14 protein-coding genes and 1 rRNA gene are annotated in these 17,942 nt (G+C 52.2%); 8 read left to right on the forward strand and 7 right to left on the reverse strand.

Annotated features, from left to right (window positions below; translation table 11 throughout):
• The 4 genes from rrf to R3196_RS05745 all read left to right on the forward strand — a co-directional run.
• A 5S ribosomal RNA gene (rrf, locus tag R3196_RS05730) occupies nucleotides 1-93 on the forward strand; the annotation flags it as partial.
• Between the two features lie 103 nt (nucleotides 94-196).
• Nucleotides 197-1,201 carry a UDP-N-acetylmuramate dehydrogenase gene (gene murB, locus R3196_RS05735; protein ID WP_318935725.1) on the forward strand — a complete coding sequence of 335 codons (1,005 nt, stop codon included), beginning with the start codon at nucleotides 197-199 and terminating at the stop codon, nucleotides 1,199-1,201.
• Nucleotides 1,198-2,190: a bifunctional biotin--[acetyl-CoA-carboxylase] ligase/biotin operon repressor BirA gene (birA, locus tag R3196_RS05740; RefSeq protein ID WP_318935727.1), complete on the forward strand. Its 993-nt coding sequence runs from the start codon at nucleotides 1,198-1,200 to the stop codon at nucleotides 2,188-2,190. Before murB ends, birA begins: the two co-directional genes overlap by 4 nt.
• Nucleotides 2,183-2,926, forward strand: a complete 744-nt coding sequence (locus R3196_RS05745) for a type III pantothenate kinase (RefSeq protein ID WP_318935728.1) — start codon at nucleotides 2,183-2,185, stop codon at nucleotides 2,924-2,926. Before birA ends, R3196_RS05745 begins: the two co-directional genes overlap by 8 nt.
• A 57-nt stretch (nucleotides 2,927-2,983) precedes the next feature.
• Here the strand turns inward: R3196_RS05745 and nspC are convergent, their stop codons facing one another.
• The 4 genes from nspC to R3196_RS05765 all read right to left on the reverse strand — a co-directional run bounded on the left by nspC (nucleotide 2,984) and on the right by R3196_RS05765 (nucleotide 8,758).
• Nucleotides 2,984-4,120 (reverse strand): carboxynorspermidine decarboxylase, encoded by a 1,137-nt coding sequence (nspC, locus tag R3196_RS05750; RefSeq protein ID WP_318935729.1) that lies wholly within the window; start codon nucleotides 4,118-4,120, stop codon nucleotides 2,984-2,986.
• A gap of 3 nt (nucleotides 4,121-4,123) precedes the next feature.
• Nucleotides 4,124-5,323: a saccharopine dehydrogenase family protein gene (locus R3196_RS05755; RefSeq protein ID WP_318935730.1), complete on the reverse strand. Its 1,200-nt coding sequence runs from the start codon at nucleotides 5,321-5,323 to the stop codon at nucleotides 4,124-4,126.
• Between the two features lie 103 nt (nucleotides 5,324-5,426).
• On the reverse strand, nucleotides 5,427-7,328 hold the full coding sequence (locus R3196_RS05760) for a GNAT family N-acetyltransferase (protein WP_318935731.1): 1,902 nt from the start codon (nucleotides 7,326-7,328) through the stop codon (nucleotides 5,427-5,429).
• Nucleotides 7,329-7,339: 11 nt separating this feature from the next.
• Nucleotides 7,340-8,758, reverse strand: coding sequence for a sodium-dependent transporter (locus tag R3196_RS05765; RefSeq protein ID WP_318935732.1), 1,419 nt, complete (start codon nucleotides 8,756-8,758; stop codon nucleotides 7,340-7,342).
• Nucleotides 8,759-8,910: 152 nt separating this feature from the next.
• On the opposite strand from R3196_RS05765, the gene R3196_RS05770 reads away from it, so the two are divergent.
• Both R3196_RS05770 and R3196_RS05775 read left to right on the forward strand, forming a co-directional pair.
• Nucleotides 8,911-10,248 (forward strand): flavin-containing monooxygenase, encoded by a 1,338-nt coding sequence (locus R3196_RS05770; protein WP_318935733.1) that lies wholly within the window; start codon nucleotides 8,911-8,913, stop codon nucleotides 10,246-10,248.
• Entirely contained in the window at nucleotides 10,245-11,255 is a 1,011-nt protein-coding gene (locus R3196_RS05775; RefSeq protein WP_318935735.1) for a glycosyltransferase, read from the forward strand. The genes R3196_RS05770 and R3196_RS05775 overlap by 4 nt, the downstream gene beginning before the upstream one ends.
• Here R3196_RS05775 and trxA read toward each other — a convergent pair.
• The 3 genes from trxA to R3196_RS05790 are packed head-to-tail and all read right to left on the reverse strand — an operon-like array spanning nucleotide 11,252 to nucleotide 14,977.
• A complete protein-coding gene (gene trxA, locus R3196_RS05780) occupies nucleotides 11,252-12,103 on the reverse strand; it encodes a thioredoxin (protein WP_318935736.1) in 852 nt (283 codons plus the stop codon). The genes R3196_RS05775 and trxA overlap by 4 nt on opposite strands.
• Nucleotides 12,104-12,161: 58 nt before the next feature.
• The gene (locus R3196_RS05785) at nucleotides 12,162-13,523 is read right to left on the reverse strand and encodes an aldehyde dehydrogenase family protein (protein ID WP_318935737.1); all 1,362 of its coding nucleotides are present in this window, start codon (nucleotides 13,521-13,523) and stop codon (nucleotides 12,162-12,164) included.
• Nucleotides 13,520-14,977: an NAD-dependent succinate-semialdehyde dehydrogenase gene (locus R3196_RS05790; protein WP_318935739.1), complete on the reverse strand. Its 1,458-nt coding sequence runs from the start codon at nucleotides 14,975-14,977 to the stop codon at nucleotides 13,520-13,522. The genes R3196_RS05785 and R3196_RS05790 overlap by 4 nt, the downstream gene beginning before the upstream one ends.
• A 261-nt stretch (nucleotides 14,978-15,238) precedes the next feature.
• Between R3196_RS05790 and R3196_RS05795 the strand changes: the two genes are divergently transcribed.
• Both R3196_RS05795 and R3196_RS05800 read left to right on the forward strand, forming a co-directional pair.
• Entirely contained in the window at nucleotides 15,239-17,062 is a 1,824-nt protein-coding gene (locus R3196_RS05795; RefSeq protein ID WP_318935740.1) for a DEAD/DEAH box helicase, read from the forward strand.
• Nucleotides 17,063-17,201: 139 nt separating this feature from the next.
• On the forward strand, nucleotides 17,202-17,942 hold the full coding sequence (locus R3196_RS05800; RefSeq protein ID WP_318935742.1) for a glycosyltransferase: 741 nt from the start codon (nucleotides 17,202-17,204) through the stop codon (nucleotides 17,940-17,942).

Genomic DNA, 17,942 nt, shown 5'->3' on the forward strand with positions numbered 1-17,942 from the left:
AACCACCTGATCCATTCCGAACTCAGTAGTGAAACGCTTCAGCGCCGATGGTAGTGTGGGGTCTCCCCATGTGAGAGTAGGACACCGCCAGGCTTCAAATAACGAAAGCCCCTGTCAGATGACAGGGGCTTTTTTTATGTCCAACCGTCCGGCAGAGCCGTAGCAGAGCCAGTCAATTCAGTTTACAATCATCGCTATGCTAAATATCCAAACTAATATTCCTCTGGCTCCTTTGCACACCTTTCGTCTGCCAGCTTGTGCTGATTCCTTGCTGTGTCTTAGAAGTGCTGATGATTGCCAGCAACTACCCGACACTGATTACCATGTACTCGGTGGCGGCAGCAATACAATTTTTACCACGGATTTTAAGCTGCCACTGGTGAAGGTGGAAATTAAGGGAATCGTCTACCAGGAAACGGATAGCAGCTGGGAAGTAACCGCCGGTGCCGGTGAAAACTGGCACCAGCTGGTGTGCAGCTTGCTGGATAAGGGCATCTTCGGATTTGAAAACCTCGCCTTGATTCCCGGTACTGTCGGCGCCGCCCCGGTACAAAATATTGGGGCTTATGGCGTCGAGATATCTGACTTTGTTGCTTCTGTTCAGGCCTGGGATCGGCAAGACAAGAACCACTGCACACTATCCGGGGATAGCTGCAATTTTGCCTATCGGGATAGCACCTTTAAAAGACATCCGGGGCGCTGGTTGATTACGTCGGTGACTTTCAGGCTGCCTAAACAGTGGCAGCCGGTCACCAGCTATGGCGAGTTACAAGAGCTTGGTTCTGAAGCAACAGCGCTTCAGGTATTCCAGCGTGTTATTGAGGTGCGTCAGGGTAAGCTACCTGATCCTGCGGTACAACCAAATGCGGGCAGTTTCTTTAAGAACCCGGTAGTATCAGTAGATGTGCTTAATGAACTTCAGCAAAAATACGCTGGCATACCGTTTTACCCGGTCAGCCAGCAAAGTGTAAAGTTAGCCGCCGGCTGGCTGATTGAACAGGCCGGGTGGAAAGGAAAAGCGCTGGACGGAGTCGCTGTGCATAGCAGACAGGCCCTTGTTTTAGTTAATCAGGACGCTGTAGATGGAAAGGCAGTTATCCTACTGGCACGTTCGATTAAGGCAAGTATAGCGGAGCTTTTCGGCGTCGAGCTGGAAGCAGAAGTACGTATTCTTGGCAAAAGGAATTTGATCCAATTATGAAGCAACGTGAGCTTAATATTAATCGAATAATTGAATTACTCGCTGATGGGCAATTCCATTCTGGCTCTGATGTGGGCGAGCTGTTAGGCGTTAGCCGCACCTCCATCGGCCAATATATTGATGCCATAGAAAAGTTGGGGATCGACGTATTCCGGGTCTCTGGTAAAGGGTATCGCTTAGCCGAGCCTTTGCAATTACTGAAAGAAGATCTTGTGGTTGCAGCGCTTGCTCAAGTCGCCGATAGTGACGGCAAAGCAGCTGATGTGGTACTGGAACGTGTCGTTGGCTCCAGCAATGATCATCTGCGCCAGTTACGTGATCGCTCCACGCCGGCCGGTTTTGCCGTATTAGCAGAAGCGCAAACCCACGGCAGGGGGCGCCGCGGAAAAGTCTGGCATTCGCCCTTTGGCAGTAACCTCTATATGAGCATGCACTGGCCTCTTACGCAGGGAATGGCTGGGGCCATGGGGCTGAGTATCGCGGTTGGCACCGTTATCGCTGAGATGTTGCATAACCTCGGCGTATTTGGTGTTGAACTTAAATGGCCGAACGACGTATTAATTGACGGGCGCAAGATCGCCGGCATTCTGGTCGAGCTTGAAGGCCAGGCGAGTGGGGCTGCGAACGCGGTCATTGGGGTAGGTATCAATCTGGCGATGCCATTGTCGGTAGAGCAAAGCATTGACCAGCCATGGACCGATTTGCGTCAGGTTTTGCAGGCCGGGTTTGATCGTAACCTGTTGGCGGCGGACTTAATCCACCGATGCCGTAAGGGTTTGCACACCTTTGAACAAGAAGGGCTCAAACCTTTTATTAAAAGCTGGTTACACTATGATCGACTGGCTATGCAGCCAGTAAAGATAATGATGGGCGATCAGGTTATTCACGGCATCGCCGAAGGCATTGATGAGCAGGGAGCATTGCTCCTGAGCAGAAACGGCAAGATCGAACGCTATCACGCAGGGGAAGTCAGTTTACGTTATGAATAAAAAACTATTAATTGATGCTGGCAATACGCGGGTAAAGACCGCCGTAATGGATGCTGAGGGCCATCTTGAGCCACTGTTTAATGTGGCCTATCACGAACTTAGCCAAACCGGGCTGCCGGCTGAACTCACCTCGGTATGGCTTGCTAGCGTGAGCAATTCGCAAAAACGGCAGCAGTTGCTTGACTGGTTACAGGACGCTAACGCCGAAATCCATGACATACATAGTCAGGCCAACGCTTTTGGTGTGACAAATGCCTATAGCACACCCGGTGATCTTGGTGTTGATCGCTGGTTGGCCATTATCGGAGCCTTTAATGAGCAACCTAAACCAACCCTTATCATTGATGCTGGCACCGCCATTACTGTGGACTGGGTCGATGGGGAAGGTAATCATTTAGGTGGTTGGATTAGCCCGGGCGTCGATTTGATGCAGGATTCTGTGGTGCAACGCGCGCCACGGGTATTCTCGGACCCACAGTCTGGCTGGGGTAAACCCAACCAACTTGGCCGCAATACCCCCGATGGCCTAGCCAATGGTTGCGTTAATGCGTTCGCGGGTTTAGTTCGACAGGCACTTATGGTGACTGAAACTGAACTAGACTGGTTCCAGTTCCGGCTGTTATTCAGCGGCGGCTCAGTGCCCTTGCTGCCGCCTGAGATAAAGCGGCGCGGCGAACTTCGCAGTGAACTGGTATTACAGGGGCTTGCTCATTATGCGCGGGCGCAAACGGCCTGACGAGTAGATCCAACAACAGCGCTCTGAAGGCGCTGTTGTTGGTTTAGCAGGTCAGCTTCAGGATAACCGATCGCGAAAATCCTCATAAACGAATTTTCGAACCAGTTCAAATTCGCCATCTTCTCGCAAGATACCTATTGAGGGATGCTCGACACCATTAAAGAAGCTGGTTTTCACCATGGTGTAGTGCATCATATCCTCAAATATAATCCGGCTACCCGGCTGCAAAGGTTCGTTGAAACTATAAAGCCCGATAACGTCTCCTGCCAGGCAGGAGTTACCACCGAGTTTATAGGTATGAGTCAGCACGCCAGGTTTATCGGCACCGGTGACAGTTGGGCGATAAGGCATTTCCAGCACGTCGGGCATATGCGCGGTAGCGGAAATGTCCAGAATGGCGATCTGTCCGTCATTATCAACGATATCAACGACCTCAGCGACCAGCGGTCCGGTTTGCCAGGCCACTGCCGAGCCCGGCTCGAGGATAACCTCAAGGTCGTAGGTTTCACGTAATCGTTTAAGCTGTTTGATTAAGTGGTCCACATCGTAACCAGTGCGCGTCATCAGATGCCCGCCGCCGAGGTTCAGCCATTTGAGCTTGTGCAGGTACTGGCCAAACTTGCTTTCCACAGCGTTTAGGGTTCGTTCCAGGGCAAAGGAATCGCATTCGCACAGGTTATGTACATGGAAGCCTTCAATGCCGTTTAAATCGGCACCCTCAAGTTCGGCCAGGCGTACGCCCAGCCGCGAACCCGGGGCACTGGGATCATAAAGCTCAGTTTCAGCTTCCTGATGTTCAGGATTAATACGCAGCCCGGCGGAAACACCACTGGCCAGGGTTTGGTCGCGATATCGACGCCACTGGCTCATACTATTGAATGAGATGTGCTGCACGATGGGCAACAACACCTCAAGCTCTTCAGCTTTATAGCCTGGGGCGTAGGCATGAACCTCACGGCCGAACTTATCTTGCGCCAGCCGCGCTTCCCAAACCGAGCTGGCGGTACAGCCAACCAGATACTTACGGATCAGAGGAAAGGTGCTCCACATAGAGAAACCTTTCAACGCCAGAATAATCTGCGCGCCGCTTTCGTCCTGTACCCGCTGCATGAGTTCCAGGTTGCGCTTGAGCAAACGCTCGTTGCATACGTAAGAAGGCGACGGAATCGCCTTATTCAAATAAGGATTTGTCATGTGTTAGCGCTTAAAAGGTGAATCGCATTCAATAACCTGCCATGGCAGGCCATATTTATTCAGGCGCTCCATGAATTCATCGGGATCAAACTGCTCCATGTTCCATACACCAGGTTTTTTCCATTTATCCTGCAGCATCATAGATGCTGCAATCATAGCCGGAACGCCAGTGGTATAGGATACAGCCTGGGCCCCGACTTCTTCGTTGCACTTGGCGTGATCGCAGTTGTTGAAGATGAAGATGGTTTTTTCTTCGCCGTCCTTGATACCTGTTACATAGGTACCGATACAAGTCAGGCCGGTATAACCTTCAGCCAGTGAGCCAGGGTTTGGCAGTACGGCTTTAAGGAATTCGAGAGGGATTATTTTCTGGCCCTGGAAATCAATTGGCGCGATGGCGGTCATGCCGACATTCTCCAGTACCCGCAGGTGAGTGAGATAGGCATCGCCAAAAGTCATCCAGAAACGCGCGCGCTTCAGGGTAGGGAAATGCTTAACCAGCGACTCCAGCTCTTCGTGGAACAGCAGATAAGATGGCCGTACACCAACGTTCGGATAGTCCAGGTCTTCCCGCACGCTAATAGGATCAGTCTCGTGCCATTCACCGTTTTCCCAGTATTTACCGCGTTGCGTAATCTCGCGGATATTGATTTCCGGGTTGAAGTTGGTGGCAAAGGCCTGACCGTGGTCGCCACCGTTACAATCGACGATATCCAGGTAGTGGATTTCATCAAAGTAATGTTTCGCAGCATAGGCGGTAAAGACATTAGTAACGCCCGGGTCAAAGCCCGCGCCCAGCAATGCCATGATGCCTTTCTCTTTAAATTTATCGTGATATGCCCACTGCCAGGAGTACTCAAATTTCGCTTCGTCTTTAGGCTCGTAGTTAGCCGTATCAAGATAATCAACGCCGGTCTCCAGACAAGCATCCATAATGGGCAGATCCTGATAAGGCAGGGCAACGTTAATGACCAGTGCCGGGTCGACTTTGCGGATCAGCTCTGCAACTTCAGAAGCTTGATCGGCATCAACTTTATACACACCAACTACGCGGTCTTTGCCCGCTTCCTGCTGGAGCTTTTCGCACTTGGAAAGCGTGCGGCTGGCCAGATGGATTTCAGAAAAATACTCCGGCAGCATGGCACATTTTTTTACGACTACGCCAGCGACACCGCCGGCACCAATAATTAATACTCGAGACATGAAGACTACCCTTTTTATCAATCAGTAGAGGGGCGAACATTAAGGTTGAAAGATAGCATATTTTTGTACAAACAGCATGAATCACAGCAGAAATTCAGAGACTCTAGCGGTATAACTGCTCTAAATAATGGCGGGCCATCTGTCGAAGTTGTTGCTGCATAGAAAGTTGGTCACTGTAACCGAACTGCTGGGCAAGTTCGGCAGAGGTTGCTGCTTTATCCAGAATTTGCGCGGGTAAACTGACACCCAGCTGTTGAGCGGAATGCATGCGATTACAGACAAACCAGGCAAACTGGGCTTCGGTAAAGGGTAAATTGCCATAGGCGAAACCGCGCAGCACTGCTTCGGCTATCCCCCACAGCGAGCGGGGCAATACATCCAGACGTTGCTGTTGCCAGGCAACCTCCATCTGGCAGTAACGCTGCCATTGCTGAATGTGCAATTTTGCTTCCGCACTCAGTCCTTTACCCATGAGGGCATTTGGGAAGCCGCTAGCCATATTCAGGCGCCGGCCCATACGGACTAACTGATAATCATTGCTAAGCCAGAACTTAACCACGTCAGTGCTGGCACCGAAGCTGGAACCTAGTGCGTCGACGCCAGCTTTGACAGCCGCCTGCATCAACTGACTTAACAGTAGCGAACCAACACCTGCTCGCCGTATGTCAGCAGCCACGGCGATGCGGGTTATGCGCCACCAACGCCAACCAAGTGCTGCGGGCTGCTGTAAATAAAAGCTGAGCGCTTGCGGTAAAATTTGTCCGGGTAAACGCCGCTGTCCCTGCAAAATTTCATTATGGAGACTAGTATCAACCGGGCCTTCAATAACATACCAGATCACTCCGAGTAGCTGGCCTTGTTGCTGGCACAGCAGCAATCGCTGATCGCTGCCGTCCAGCAGCAGCCGCAAATCGTTCGGGCTGCTTTGGTAATGTGCCTCAAGCAATAAGCTCATCACCTCGGCTAATTGTTGCTCGGCCAGCTCACTGGCATGACAACCCTCAAATACGGGCTTGTCGGGCTCCGGGCTAGGCTTCTGGATTGTACTTGACTTCATTAGTAAGGCCTGGTTGAGCCAGGCTTCACAGGTATCCTCAGACGACCAGCGCACCGGTTTGATCAGTTGTTGCGCTTTGCAGGTTTTGTGCTCACTCAGCCATTCGACAAAACGTACCGCGAAGCCCCGCCCGCAGCCTTCGTAGCCATCAACAGTGGTAGCCACTGCCCATACTGAAAAGGTGCTCGTAAGTTGTTTCAGGACATGCATTGGCAATGCCGCAGCTTCATCAATTATCAGTCTGACGGTGCTGGGGTCGTAGTGGCTTAGCAGTCGGTCCCAAGCCACGAATTGTACCGATTCGCCGGCGTGTTCAAGTAACGTAGCTACGGCCGCGGGCCGCGGTCCGGTAACGATTAATTTGCGACCTTTGTAAGCCTGCGCAAACGCCTGGCAGGCGAGCCCGAGCGCAGTACTCTTGCCCCGGCCCCGATCAGCAAGCAGCAAATGGCAGGTGCCGGGCAGTTTGACCATGCTGTTAATAACGGCAGTCTGGTCGGCGTTCGGCAATCCTGACACTGGCGCTGGCTGGAATTCGTTTTGCAACAGCTTTGCCACGGCTTGTTCAAGCGAAAATCCGGGGGTAACGGTTTTGATAAAACCAAAGGCGGTGCTGGTGCGAAGTAGTCTCTGGCGAAACGGACTGTCGCGCCAAGGCAGCATGATAAAGAGCACACCGCCGCCGACTATAGTGCCGGCTAATGCAGCTATTGCATCGGCATGTAACTGACCGGAGCAGTCGAGTAGCACGGCTGACTGGGAGGTCCCCAGGTAGTCGCGGTAGCGATTCAGGTTAGTATGGTCATCGTGCTGGCCAGACAGATGCAATAAACGCGGGAACTGATCTGAGATTAACTGCTGCTGTGTGGTAAGCCACTCACCCGGGCCATCAAACAAAAAGACAGCACGAAATTGTGCTGTCTTCAGTTTAGCCAGGAGTTCCTGCATTCAGTCCGCCGCTACAGGAACGAATAACCAAAGAACTTGGTTAGTACGGTATTGGCAAAAACAATGGCAAGGATTACCGGAATAAAGGTTCCGATAGAGAAGCTGACATATTTTGCTAACCACGAAGTCGGGTAGGCTGCATTGCCCTCTGCCAGCTCTGCGGTTAGTTGTGAGCGTTTCCAGCGATAGCGCACAAACAAACAAATCAGTAAGCCGTTAAGTGGCAAAATGGTGTCGTAAAACACATCATAAATAACATCGAATACGGATTTGTCCAGGTTCGCATAGACGACAAACTTTGTGAACCAGGGCACCATGCCGAAAGACGTGGCGGCTATTAAAGTCAGCACGGTAATCGCACCGCCCATTATCAGCAGCGCCTTTTTGCGGCTGACATTACGCTGTTCCATAAACGAAGATGTCGGAACCTCGATGATAGATACCAGCGAGGTAATGGCGGCAACAAAAGCCAGTAAAAAGAATATGGTCGCGGCGATACTTGCAGCTACATATCCAACACTGTCAGACAGCGCCAGAAATATATTAGGGAAAAACGAAAAAATCATGCTTACTGACGAATCGCTGAGAGTTTCAGGGTCAGTGTTCGGGTAGATTGCGAAAATCGCCGGTAAGGTCATCAGGCCTGCAATGAAAGCAACAGAAGTATCCGTTATGGCAACCAGTTTGCCCGAGGTGACTATATCGTCATTGCGGCGGAAATAGGAGCCATAAGTAATCAGGATACCCATACCCAGTGACAGCGAAAAAAATGCCTGGGCCAGGGCGCCATTAATAACAGTGCCAGTTATCTGGCTGAAATCAGGTATCAGATAGAATCTGACACCGGCCATAGCGTTATCCAGGGTCAGAACAAAGATAACCAACAGGATAAGCATCAGAAACAAGGTTGGCATCAGTATTTTTGAAGCGCGCTCAATACCCTTGCGGACACCGCCGATCAGGATGACATTAACAATAATAGTGACCGCGATCAGGTAGCCAACAAAGTGGTAGCTGTTCACGAATTGGCGGAAGTAGCCTTCGCTGGCAAGTAGATCCAGATTACCGAGTATCGACTGGTACAGATAACCAAAAATCCAGACCGTAATGACCATGTAAAAAACGGCAATCATAAAAGGGGTAATAGTGGCCAGCCAACCAGCTAAACGCCAGATACCTTTGCCTTCGCCGATCTCATTGTAGGCTGAGTAAGGGCTGTGCTGAGACTTTCTTCCGAGCCCCATTTCTGCCAGCATGACGGGCAGACAGATAAAGGCAACAAAGAGTGCATACAAAATTAAGAAGGCACCGCCACCATTTTTGGTTGCAGCAACGGGAAAGCCAACCAGGTTGCCGATACCAACGGCGGAACCAGCAGCTGCCAGTATAAAACCTATTTTGGAACTAAAATGCTCGCGAGGTGCGCTCATAAGAAATCCTGCTTTTCGTTATTATTGTGGAAGGACCAAATTGCCCCAATCCTAGCGCATGCGCATGGTGGCGGCAAGCTGGCCGTGGTTATTGTTTTGCATCGCACTTCATGCGATCGTTATCTGCGCAAAAAAAACAAGGATAAAGAACTATGGCTGCTGCCATCCACGTTGCTGTTATTGGCGCCGGGCCCTCAGGGCTGGCCGCAGCAAAGAATTGCATTCAGCAGGGGCTGAAAGTCACGCTGTTTGAAAAAAATGATCAGGTTGGCGGTAACTGGGTTTTTAACAGTAAAACCGGGCACTCAAGCGTATATAATAATACGCATATTATCAGTTCGCGATATTGGTCTGAATACGAAGATTTCCCGATGCCGGAGGACTATCCGGATTACCCGAACCATCGCCAGTTGCAAGCTTATTTTCACCGGTATGCTGAGCATTTTTCGGTACTACCTGTTATTCAGTTTAATAGCGACGTACTGCGCGCCACTCCGGGACCAGATGGGCACTGGAAGTTAACTGTAAAGAACGAGCAGGGCGATGAGGAGCAACAGGTTTTTACTCATTTGATGGTGGCGAACGGCCATCACTGGAATCCTAAATACCCCGAATACCCCGGTGAATTTAACGGCCGAATCATGCACTCCCATGACTTTAAAGGAGTAGACGATAGCTGGCGTGATAAGCGGGTGCTGGTTATCGGCGCTGGCAACTCGGCCTGTGATGTTGCGGTCGAATCCGCACGGGTGGCAGGAACAGTCGCGCTGAGCATGCGCAGTCCACAGTGGTTTTTGCCAAAGTTCATGTTTGGAGTACCAACCGACGAGCTGGGTTCGCGCATGCCCCTTTGGGTACCGGTCTGGTTACGCCAACGCTTGCTAACCTGGCTGGTCCGGTTGCTACAGGGCGATTATAAAAAGCGCTATAACCTACCTAGGCCCGAAAAACCGCTACTGAGCCAGCATCCGACAGTTAATTCGGATTTATTGGATTACATCCGCCATGGGCGGATAACGCCGCGACCGGCAATTTCCCGTTACCACGCGAGCGGAGTCGAGTTTGTGGACGGAACAAAAGCCGATTTTGATATCATAGTGGCTTGCACGGGCTTTCGTATCAGCTTTCCGTTTTTTGACGCAGACTTGATTGATTTTGAACAACACCAGCGCACCCCGCTATACTTAAAAATGATACCGCAGAAATTTGATAACCTTTATTTTATTGGTTTGTTTCAACCGCTTGGTTGTATCTGGCCGTTAGCCGACCACCAGGCCCGGCTGGCAGTTGCGGAAATTCAGCAGCAATACCGACGGCCGCAGGATCTCGCTGCCGCTATTAAGTATGAAATGGAGCATCCGCATCTGCCTTTCGAGGCAGGTGGACGCCATTCAACTGAAGTCGATTATCAGTGCTTCCGCCGTGATCTGGCGACGCAACTGCAATCTGCAGGTATAGATATTGGTCCGCCCCCAAAGGCTTTTAAATGAAGATAGTTCACTTAGTCCTTACGCATAGTTTCGCTGGTAGTGAGCGCTATGCCGCAGAACTGGCCAACTTGCATGCTCAGCATCACGAGGTCGCCATGATTCTGCACCGGCGTGGCGCGGAAGAGCGCGCCAACGCTATTGTTCAGCATCTGGATCCTAAAGTCCGTATCCATCTGGTCAGCGGTCCCAAATGGCTGGCGAGTTGGCGCGCCCGGCGGCTCATACGGCAATTAGAGCCCGATGTAGCCCACGCGCATCTGAGCGCAGCCTGCAAAGCTCTTAAAGGGATAGGCAAGCATATTTTATGTGTCGCCTCTTTGCATCTTCGCTACAAACCCGGGCAGCATGCTCATATGGATGCGCTGGTGGCCGTAGCTCCCTGGCAGCTCGCCGAGATCCCGCCGCTGCTGCGTCAGCGCAGCCGGCAGATAGATAACTGGACCATCGCAGCGGCGCCTGCTGTTGACGCCAGAGCTAAATTACGGGAGCAATGGGGTGTGAGCGACGCCGACTTCGTCGTCGGAACCCTGGGCCGCGTAGAAGCCAATAAAGGCCATGAGGTTTTAATTGAAGCCTTTCGGGCAGCCGCGATCCCAGACACACGGCTGGTCATTGTCGGTAAGGGAAAAGCGCTGGAACAGTTGCAGCAAAGTGCCGCTGCCGATGTGGTTCTGGCGGGCTTCAGTTCCCGCCCCCAGGATTGCTATGCGGCATTCGATGGTTTTGCCAGTTCGGCCCGGGCTGAGTCTTTTGGTCTGGTATTTCTCGAAGCCATGAACGCGGGCTTACCCATGGTTGCAACGGCGACCGAAGGCGCTTGTTATCTGCGGGAATACTTTGTCGAACCACCGGTGCCGGTTGACGACGTGGACGCGCTGGCTGCGGCCATAAAGACACTGGTTGCCCAGGGCAAGCAGCGCATTGATTATCCGATGCAGCGTTTTTCTCCAGCGGATCGAGCGCAGGAAATCATCGACTTTTACCGGCAACAGCTCAGCGGCAATTAATAGAGCATACTGTACAGAATACGCCGGTACCTGGCGGCCAGTGGATCGCCTTTAGGCAAACCATTCAGCATGTCCAGTGCCTGTTTACGGGCGTCGGCGAATGACAGATCGCGGCGTAATACAAAGAATACATGTTCCAAAGCCTCTTCGGTCCGTTGGGCCTGATAGAGCTTAGCCGCTAACTCCAGCCGTTTCTCCAAATCCTCAGGAGCTTCCTCGACCGCGGCCAGCAGGGCCCGCAGTTCGGGGGAGTCTGCTGCTTGTTCAGCCAGGTTTAACTTGCTGAGAACATGCTGATAGTAGCTATCCCGGTCTGCCATCTTAATGCTTTCGAGCAATTCCTTGCCGTGTTCAAGCCGGGCGACACTGCAGGCAGCGTCGGCAAGGGTTAAGCGAACGGTGGCATCCGTGGGGTTGATGTCGTAAGCCTGTTTGGCTTTGGTATAGGCGTCCTGATACTGCTCTTGTTGCAACAGATCTTGTGCTTCTTTGAGCAAGTCATCGGCGGGACCGGGAATATATTGCTCAATACGGGAACGAATGGCGGCTTCTGATTCAACCCCGGCAAAACCATCGACTGGCTGGCCATCTTTAAAGAAGGCGACGGTCGGCAGGCTGCGAACGCCAAACTGAGCGGCCAGTTCTTGCTGCGCGTCACAATCGATTTTAGCAAGGATTACGCGGTCACTGTAGTCGCGTGCGAGTTTCTCCAATACCGGCATGAGTTGCTTACAGGGCTCGCACCAGTCAGCCCAAAAGTCGACCAGCACCAGTTTTTCCTGGGAACCCTGCAGGATCACCTGCTGAAAGTTTTCAATGGTTACATTAATGATGTTATCGGTTTGCACGAGTTGCCCCATCTAATCGTTACTGATGGATTTAAACATGGGGCTTAATTAAGCTGGTTCAAGTGAACCAGCGCATCAATTTCTGTTTGAAAGAAGTGTAGGGAGGGTAGCGAAAAGAAGGATCCAGCCAGAACGGCCGGCTCATCACTGCTTTTTGATGGCTGAAGGTATCAAACCCATAGCGTCCGTGATAGCGCCCCATGCCGCTGGGACCGACTCCACCAAAAGGTAGTTCCGGATTTAGCATAAACATCAGGGTGTCATTATTACACTGGTTACCGGCATGGGTTTGCTCTGTAAGCTGTTTTAAAGCGCGATCCGAGCGGCTGAAGCCGTATAGAGCCAGCGGCTTGTCACGCTCACGGATAAACTGAATTGCCTCGGTAAGATTACGCACCGGCAGCACCGGCAGCAGGGGGCCGAAAATTTCTTCCTGCATTACCGGGCTATCTGCATCGACGTTGGTGAGGATGGTGGGTTCAATGTAGAGCAATGCAGCATCATAATTACCGCCATGAGCGATGGTGCCCTGATCGAGGTATTTGATCAGGCGCTGGCAATGGTCCTCATTGACAATGCGGCCATAATCGTCGGCCAGTTCGGCATCCTCGCCAAAAAAGCTCTCGATCGCTTTTTTGAGTTCACCGATAAATTCATCCTGCACCCGCTCATCAACCAATACATAATCCGGCGCGATACAGGTTTGTCCGGCATTTAACCATTTGCCCCAGGCTATGCGGCGCGCGCTCACTGTAAGATCGGCGTCGCTTAATACGACGGCCGGGCTTTTCCCGCCCAGTTCCAGGGTTACCGGGGTCAAGTGTTCGGCGGCGGCTTTCATTACGATGCGACCCACACGCCCGCCACCCGTATACAGAATGTGGTCAAACCGCTGCTGCAGTAACTGCTCGGCGACATCGGCGCCGCCGGTGACAACAGTGACCGCTTCCGGAGATAAATAGTCGGGGATCAGTCGGGCCAGCACGTCGGCTGTCGCCGGCGCATGCTCGGACGGCTTAAGGACTGCACAGTTACCCGCGGCCAGGGCGGCGACCAGCGGACTAAGCAGCAACTGTACGGGATAGTTCCAGGCGCCAATAATTAGTACCACGCCGAGGGGCTCCGGGTAGACCTGACTGCGGCCCGGCCAGGCCAGTAACGGCTGTGAAACGGTTCGCGGTCGCATCCACTTTTTCAGCTGCTTACTGGTGTAGCCAATATCTGATTTCAGAAAGCCCAGCTCGGTAAGCCAGCCTTCAGCGGCTGACTTACCTAAATCGCTTTCAAGGGCTTCCAGTAGTTCAGACTCATGCTTTTCGAGCATCAGGGCTAACTGTTGCAGTTGCTGCAGCCGCCACTCGCGCGGGCGGGTCATACCGCTCGCGTAAGTTACCCGTAAGTCCGTTATGACTGAGTTCATTCAATGTCGCCTAAGGTAATGTTTTTTGTTTCCTGGTATTCAGCCAGCCCGTAACGTGAGCCTTCGCGGCCAATACCGGACTGTTTTACTCCGCCGAAGGCATTGTAGGCATGCGATATAGCACCAGCATTTACACCTAGCATACCGCATTCGAGTTGTTCGCTAACGCGATAAATACGTTTTATATTCGTCGCACAAAAATAACCAGCCAGCCCAAATGGCGTATCGTTAGCATGCCGGATACCTTCAGCTTCGTCACTGAACGTTTGTACGGCAACCACAGGACCAAAGATCTCTTCTTTGCTGATATCCATTTCCGGCGTGACTCCGGTGATCAGAGTAGGCGCATAGAAAAGCGGGCCGAGTTCATCGAGCACCTTACCGCCGGATACCAGTTCAGCGCCATTATCCAGTGCCGACTGCTGTAAGCGCTGCACTTTATCAATGGCATCCTGGTCAATCAGGGGACCATAATCGACTTCATCCGCATCACCCCGGTCTACCTTGAGCTTATTGATGGCAGCTTTTAACTTGTCGATAAATTCGTCGTGCACGGCCTCCTGAACCAGCACCCGGTTAGCGGCGATACAGGTTTGTCCGGCATTACGGAACTTAGCTGCCAGTAGCTGCTCAACAGCGATATCCAGATCCGCATCATCAAACACGATAAAAGGAGCGTTACCGCCAAGTTCAAGTGACAGCTTCAGCACCGAGTCGGCGCACTGCTTCATCAACTGCTTACCGACTTCAGTTGAACCGGTGAACGAAAATTTGCGCAGACGAGGGTGGGTGGTCAGAATCTCACCTACACCTTTAGAGTCAGTAGTCGGCACAATATTGAGCACGCCGTCGGGGATGCCGACTTCATTGGCGAGTTGCGCAATTGCCAGGGCTGACAATGGCGTCAGTTGTGGTGGTTTAACTACTATGGTGCAGCCTGCCGCTAATGCCGGGGCAACTTTTCGCGTGATCATGGCATTGGGGAAGTTCCATGGCGTAATAGCGCTGCAGACTCCCACCGGTTGCTTGATAATCCAGCTACGCTTGTCACTGTCCGTCAGCGGCAGAATATCGCCGTAGGCGCGCTCGGCCTCACCGGCAAACCATTCGACAAAGCTGGCGCCATATTCAATTTCGCCGGCTGCTTCGGCAATCGGCTTGCCTTGTTCGGCGCTCATAATCTCGGCCAGCGCTTGTTTATTCTCTAACATTGCGTGATGCCATTTACGCAAAAGGTCGGCACGGTATTTCGCCGGTTTGCTGCGCCAGCCTTCCAGCGCATTGTAAGCTGCCTCAACAGCCCGCTCGGCAAGGACGGTATCGCCGTCGGTAACTTCGGCAATGACGTCTCCCGTTGCCGGGTTAGTAACTTCAAAGCGCCGATCAGCGGGCACCCAGTGACCATCGATGAAAGCATTCGTTTTGGTCAGAGACTTCATACTATGTGCAGACATCCGATACTCCTTTTGCATAAATAGATGACCCTAAGTATTGAGCCTAACTCATGATAGTTCAACGTTAGTTTTGCTTGAGTTTTGGTGGGGTTTCAGGTATATTGCGCGTCCTCAGGGTCATTACCGCTATTGATGGGAGCGGACTTACCCCTGAATCGCTGGGGTAAACAGCGCCGAAATCCTGCCAGAGTGTTCATCGTGTTCTGTCGTCAGGCGTACGAATTCCCCCCTTATGATGTACAGAACTGATGTGAGAAAAATATGACTGAAGTAATAACTGGCCAATCGTTCGCCGATTTGGGCCTGCCTCCTGTTGTGCTTAAACAACTGGAAAAAATGAATTTCACCATTCCGACCCCTATTCAGAAACAAGCTATTCCGGCCCTCATGGCTGGTAAGAATGTGCTCGGTGAAGCGCAGACTGGTACCGGTAAAACCGCCGCCTTTGGCTTGCCAGGTTTAAGCTTGCTTGATCCAAAGCTGCGTAAAACGCAGATGCTGGTGGTTGCTCCGACTCGTGAATTGGCTATGCAGGTTGCTGAAGCAATCGCTGAGTTTGGTCAGCAGGCGCGTGGTGTAGAAGTGGCTACCGTTTATGGTGGTTCACCTTTCCCGCCACAGATTAAAGCCCTGCGTGGCGGCGCCCAGATCGTAGTCGGTACCCCGGGTCGTTTACTCGACCTACTGAAGAAAGGTGTCTTGGATTTATCTGCTTTGCGTCTGGCCGTGCTTGATGAAGCTGATGAAATGCTCAACATGGGCTTCATTGAAGACATCGAAACCATCATGAGTTCAGTGCCTGCGTCTTCCATGCGCGCACTGTTTTCAGCGACTATGCCGCCGGCAATCCGCAAGTTGGCTAAAACCTTCCTGGTTAATGAAGCGGGTGAGCAACCCGTGAATATCCAGATTGCAGCACAACCGCAGACGAAAGCAAGTATTCGCCAGCGAGCCTGGCAGGTACGTGGGCTGAGCAAATTAGCTGCCTTAACCCGGTTACTGGAAACGATGGAGTATCAGCGTGTGCTGATTTTCGTCCGCACCCGTTCAGATACCATGGAAGTGACTGAACAACTGCAAGCGGCTGGTTTTAAAGCATCGCCGTTAAGTGGCGATTTGAATCAGACTCAGCGCGAGCAAACGGTCAGCCAGTTGCGTAGCGGTAAAATTGAGATCCTGGTGGCAACTGACGTGGTTGCCCGTGGCCTTGACGTGCCTGAGATCACCCACGTGGTGAACTATGATCTGCCGAGTGACACTGAGTCATACGTTCACCGTATCGGTCGGACAGGTCGTGCTGGTCGTAGCGGCGAGGCAATTTTGTTCTATCGCGCCAAAGAAAAACATTTGCTGCGTCATTATGAGCGTTTAACCAGTGGCTCTATCGAGTTTTTTGAAGTGCCCAATGCCCGCGAGTTAAGTATTCATCGTCAGACCAAGCTGCAGGAGCAGATCCAGCAGTATGTTGCTGACCAGGACCTGACCACGCTGACGTCAATCATTGAACGTATTCAGACGCAAACCGAATTGAGTCCGTTGCAAATCGCCGCCGCTTTACTGGCTCAACAAAACAGTGTGCGGCCGTTGATTGTCAGTGACGATCCGGTACCACGTAAGTTCGCTGAGCGTGCCGAGCGCCCTGAGCGTAACGATCGTTCAGCTCGTGCTAACCGTACCGAGCGGGCGCCGCGTGACAGCCGCGACGCCAAGGTCGACTTTGATACTTACCGTATCCAGGTTGGTCGTGAGCACGGTGCCCGGCCACAGGATATCGTTGGCGCAATTGCTAACGAAGGTGAAATTGACAGCCGCTATATCGGTCAGATTCAGTTGTTCGACAGCCATAGCCTGGTCGAATTGCCGAAAGGTCTGCCAACCGCGGTGCTGAAAATTTTACAGCGCGCCCGGGTTCGTCAGACCCAGATGGAAATTACTCTGGCTGATGAAGCGATCACCCGTCGTCCGCGCGGCGACAAGCCTGCTCGGGGTGAGCGTCCTGCTTTTAAAGGCGCACCGCGCTCTGCTGGTGGCCCGCGTAGCAAAGAAGGCCGCCCTGACAAAGGTCGTAGCCGTCGCTTTCAGTAACTGACAGATAGTTCCTGATTGATTAGCCCGCCCTGTGGTCTTCGCAGCGGCGGGCTAACTTTTTGTATAGCCGCAACCGGCAAAATTTGGCATCATGCGCAGCATAGTAGGTTTTCCGGATAACAAGGCGGGGATCATCATGCAACCAGTAAATGTCATTTGTATCAAATGGGGAACCAAGTATGGTTCCGACTACGTCAATACACTCTATTCAATGGTCAGCCGTAACTTATCCCGGCCGTTTCGCTTTGTCTGTCTTAGCGACGATCCTGAAGGCATTCGTGAAGAAGTCGAAGTTAAACCGATTCCTGAGGTTGGCTTTGAAGACTTTGATAAGCGTAAGGCCTGGACCTTCGCCCACGGCTGGCTTAAGCTAACTTGTTTCGCCAAGCCCCTATATGATCTGGAAGGGCAGACGCTGTTTCTTGATTTGGACATTGTGATTGTCGATAGCCTGGACGAGTTTTTCGAACCAGAAGGCGATTTCATGGTGATCAAAGAGTGGGATAAATCCGATGCGACCGGCAATACGTCGGTTTTTCGTTATGAAATCGGGGCCCATGTGGACGCCCTTGAGCATCTGAAGAACGATCCTGTCGGCGCCCGTAAAGACGTTCGTAATGAACAGGAATATATTACTCAGTTTGTTGCCCGTCAGGGCAAGCTGAAGTATTGGCCGGCGCAGTGGTGTCGCAGCTTTAAACGGCATTGTCTGCGGCCGTTCCCGCTGAGCTTTTTTCAGCAGCCGCGCATCCCTGAAGGCGCTAAGGTTATCATCTTTCATGGCCGGCCCCACCCGGATGACGCCGTCGCCGGACGCAGCGGTAAGTGGTACCGCAAAGTTCTGCCAACGACCTGGATTAAAGAATACTGGCGTTAA

This window comes from Pseudidiomarina sp. (assembly GCF_033722695.1).
In the GTDB taxonomy this organism is placed as follows: domain Bacteria; phylum Pseudomonadota; class Gammaproteobacteria; order Enterobacterales; family Alteromonadaceae; genus Pseudidiomarina.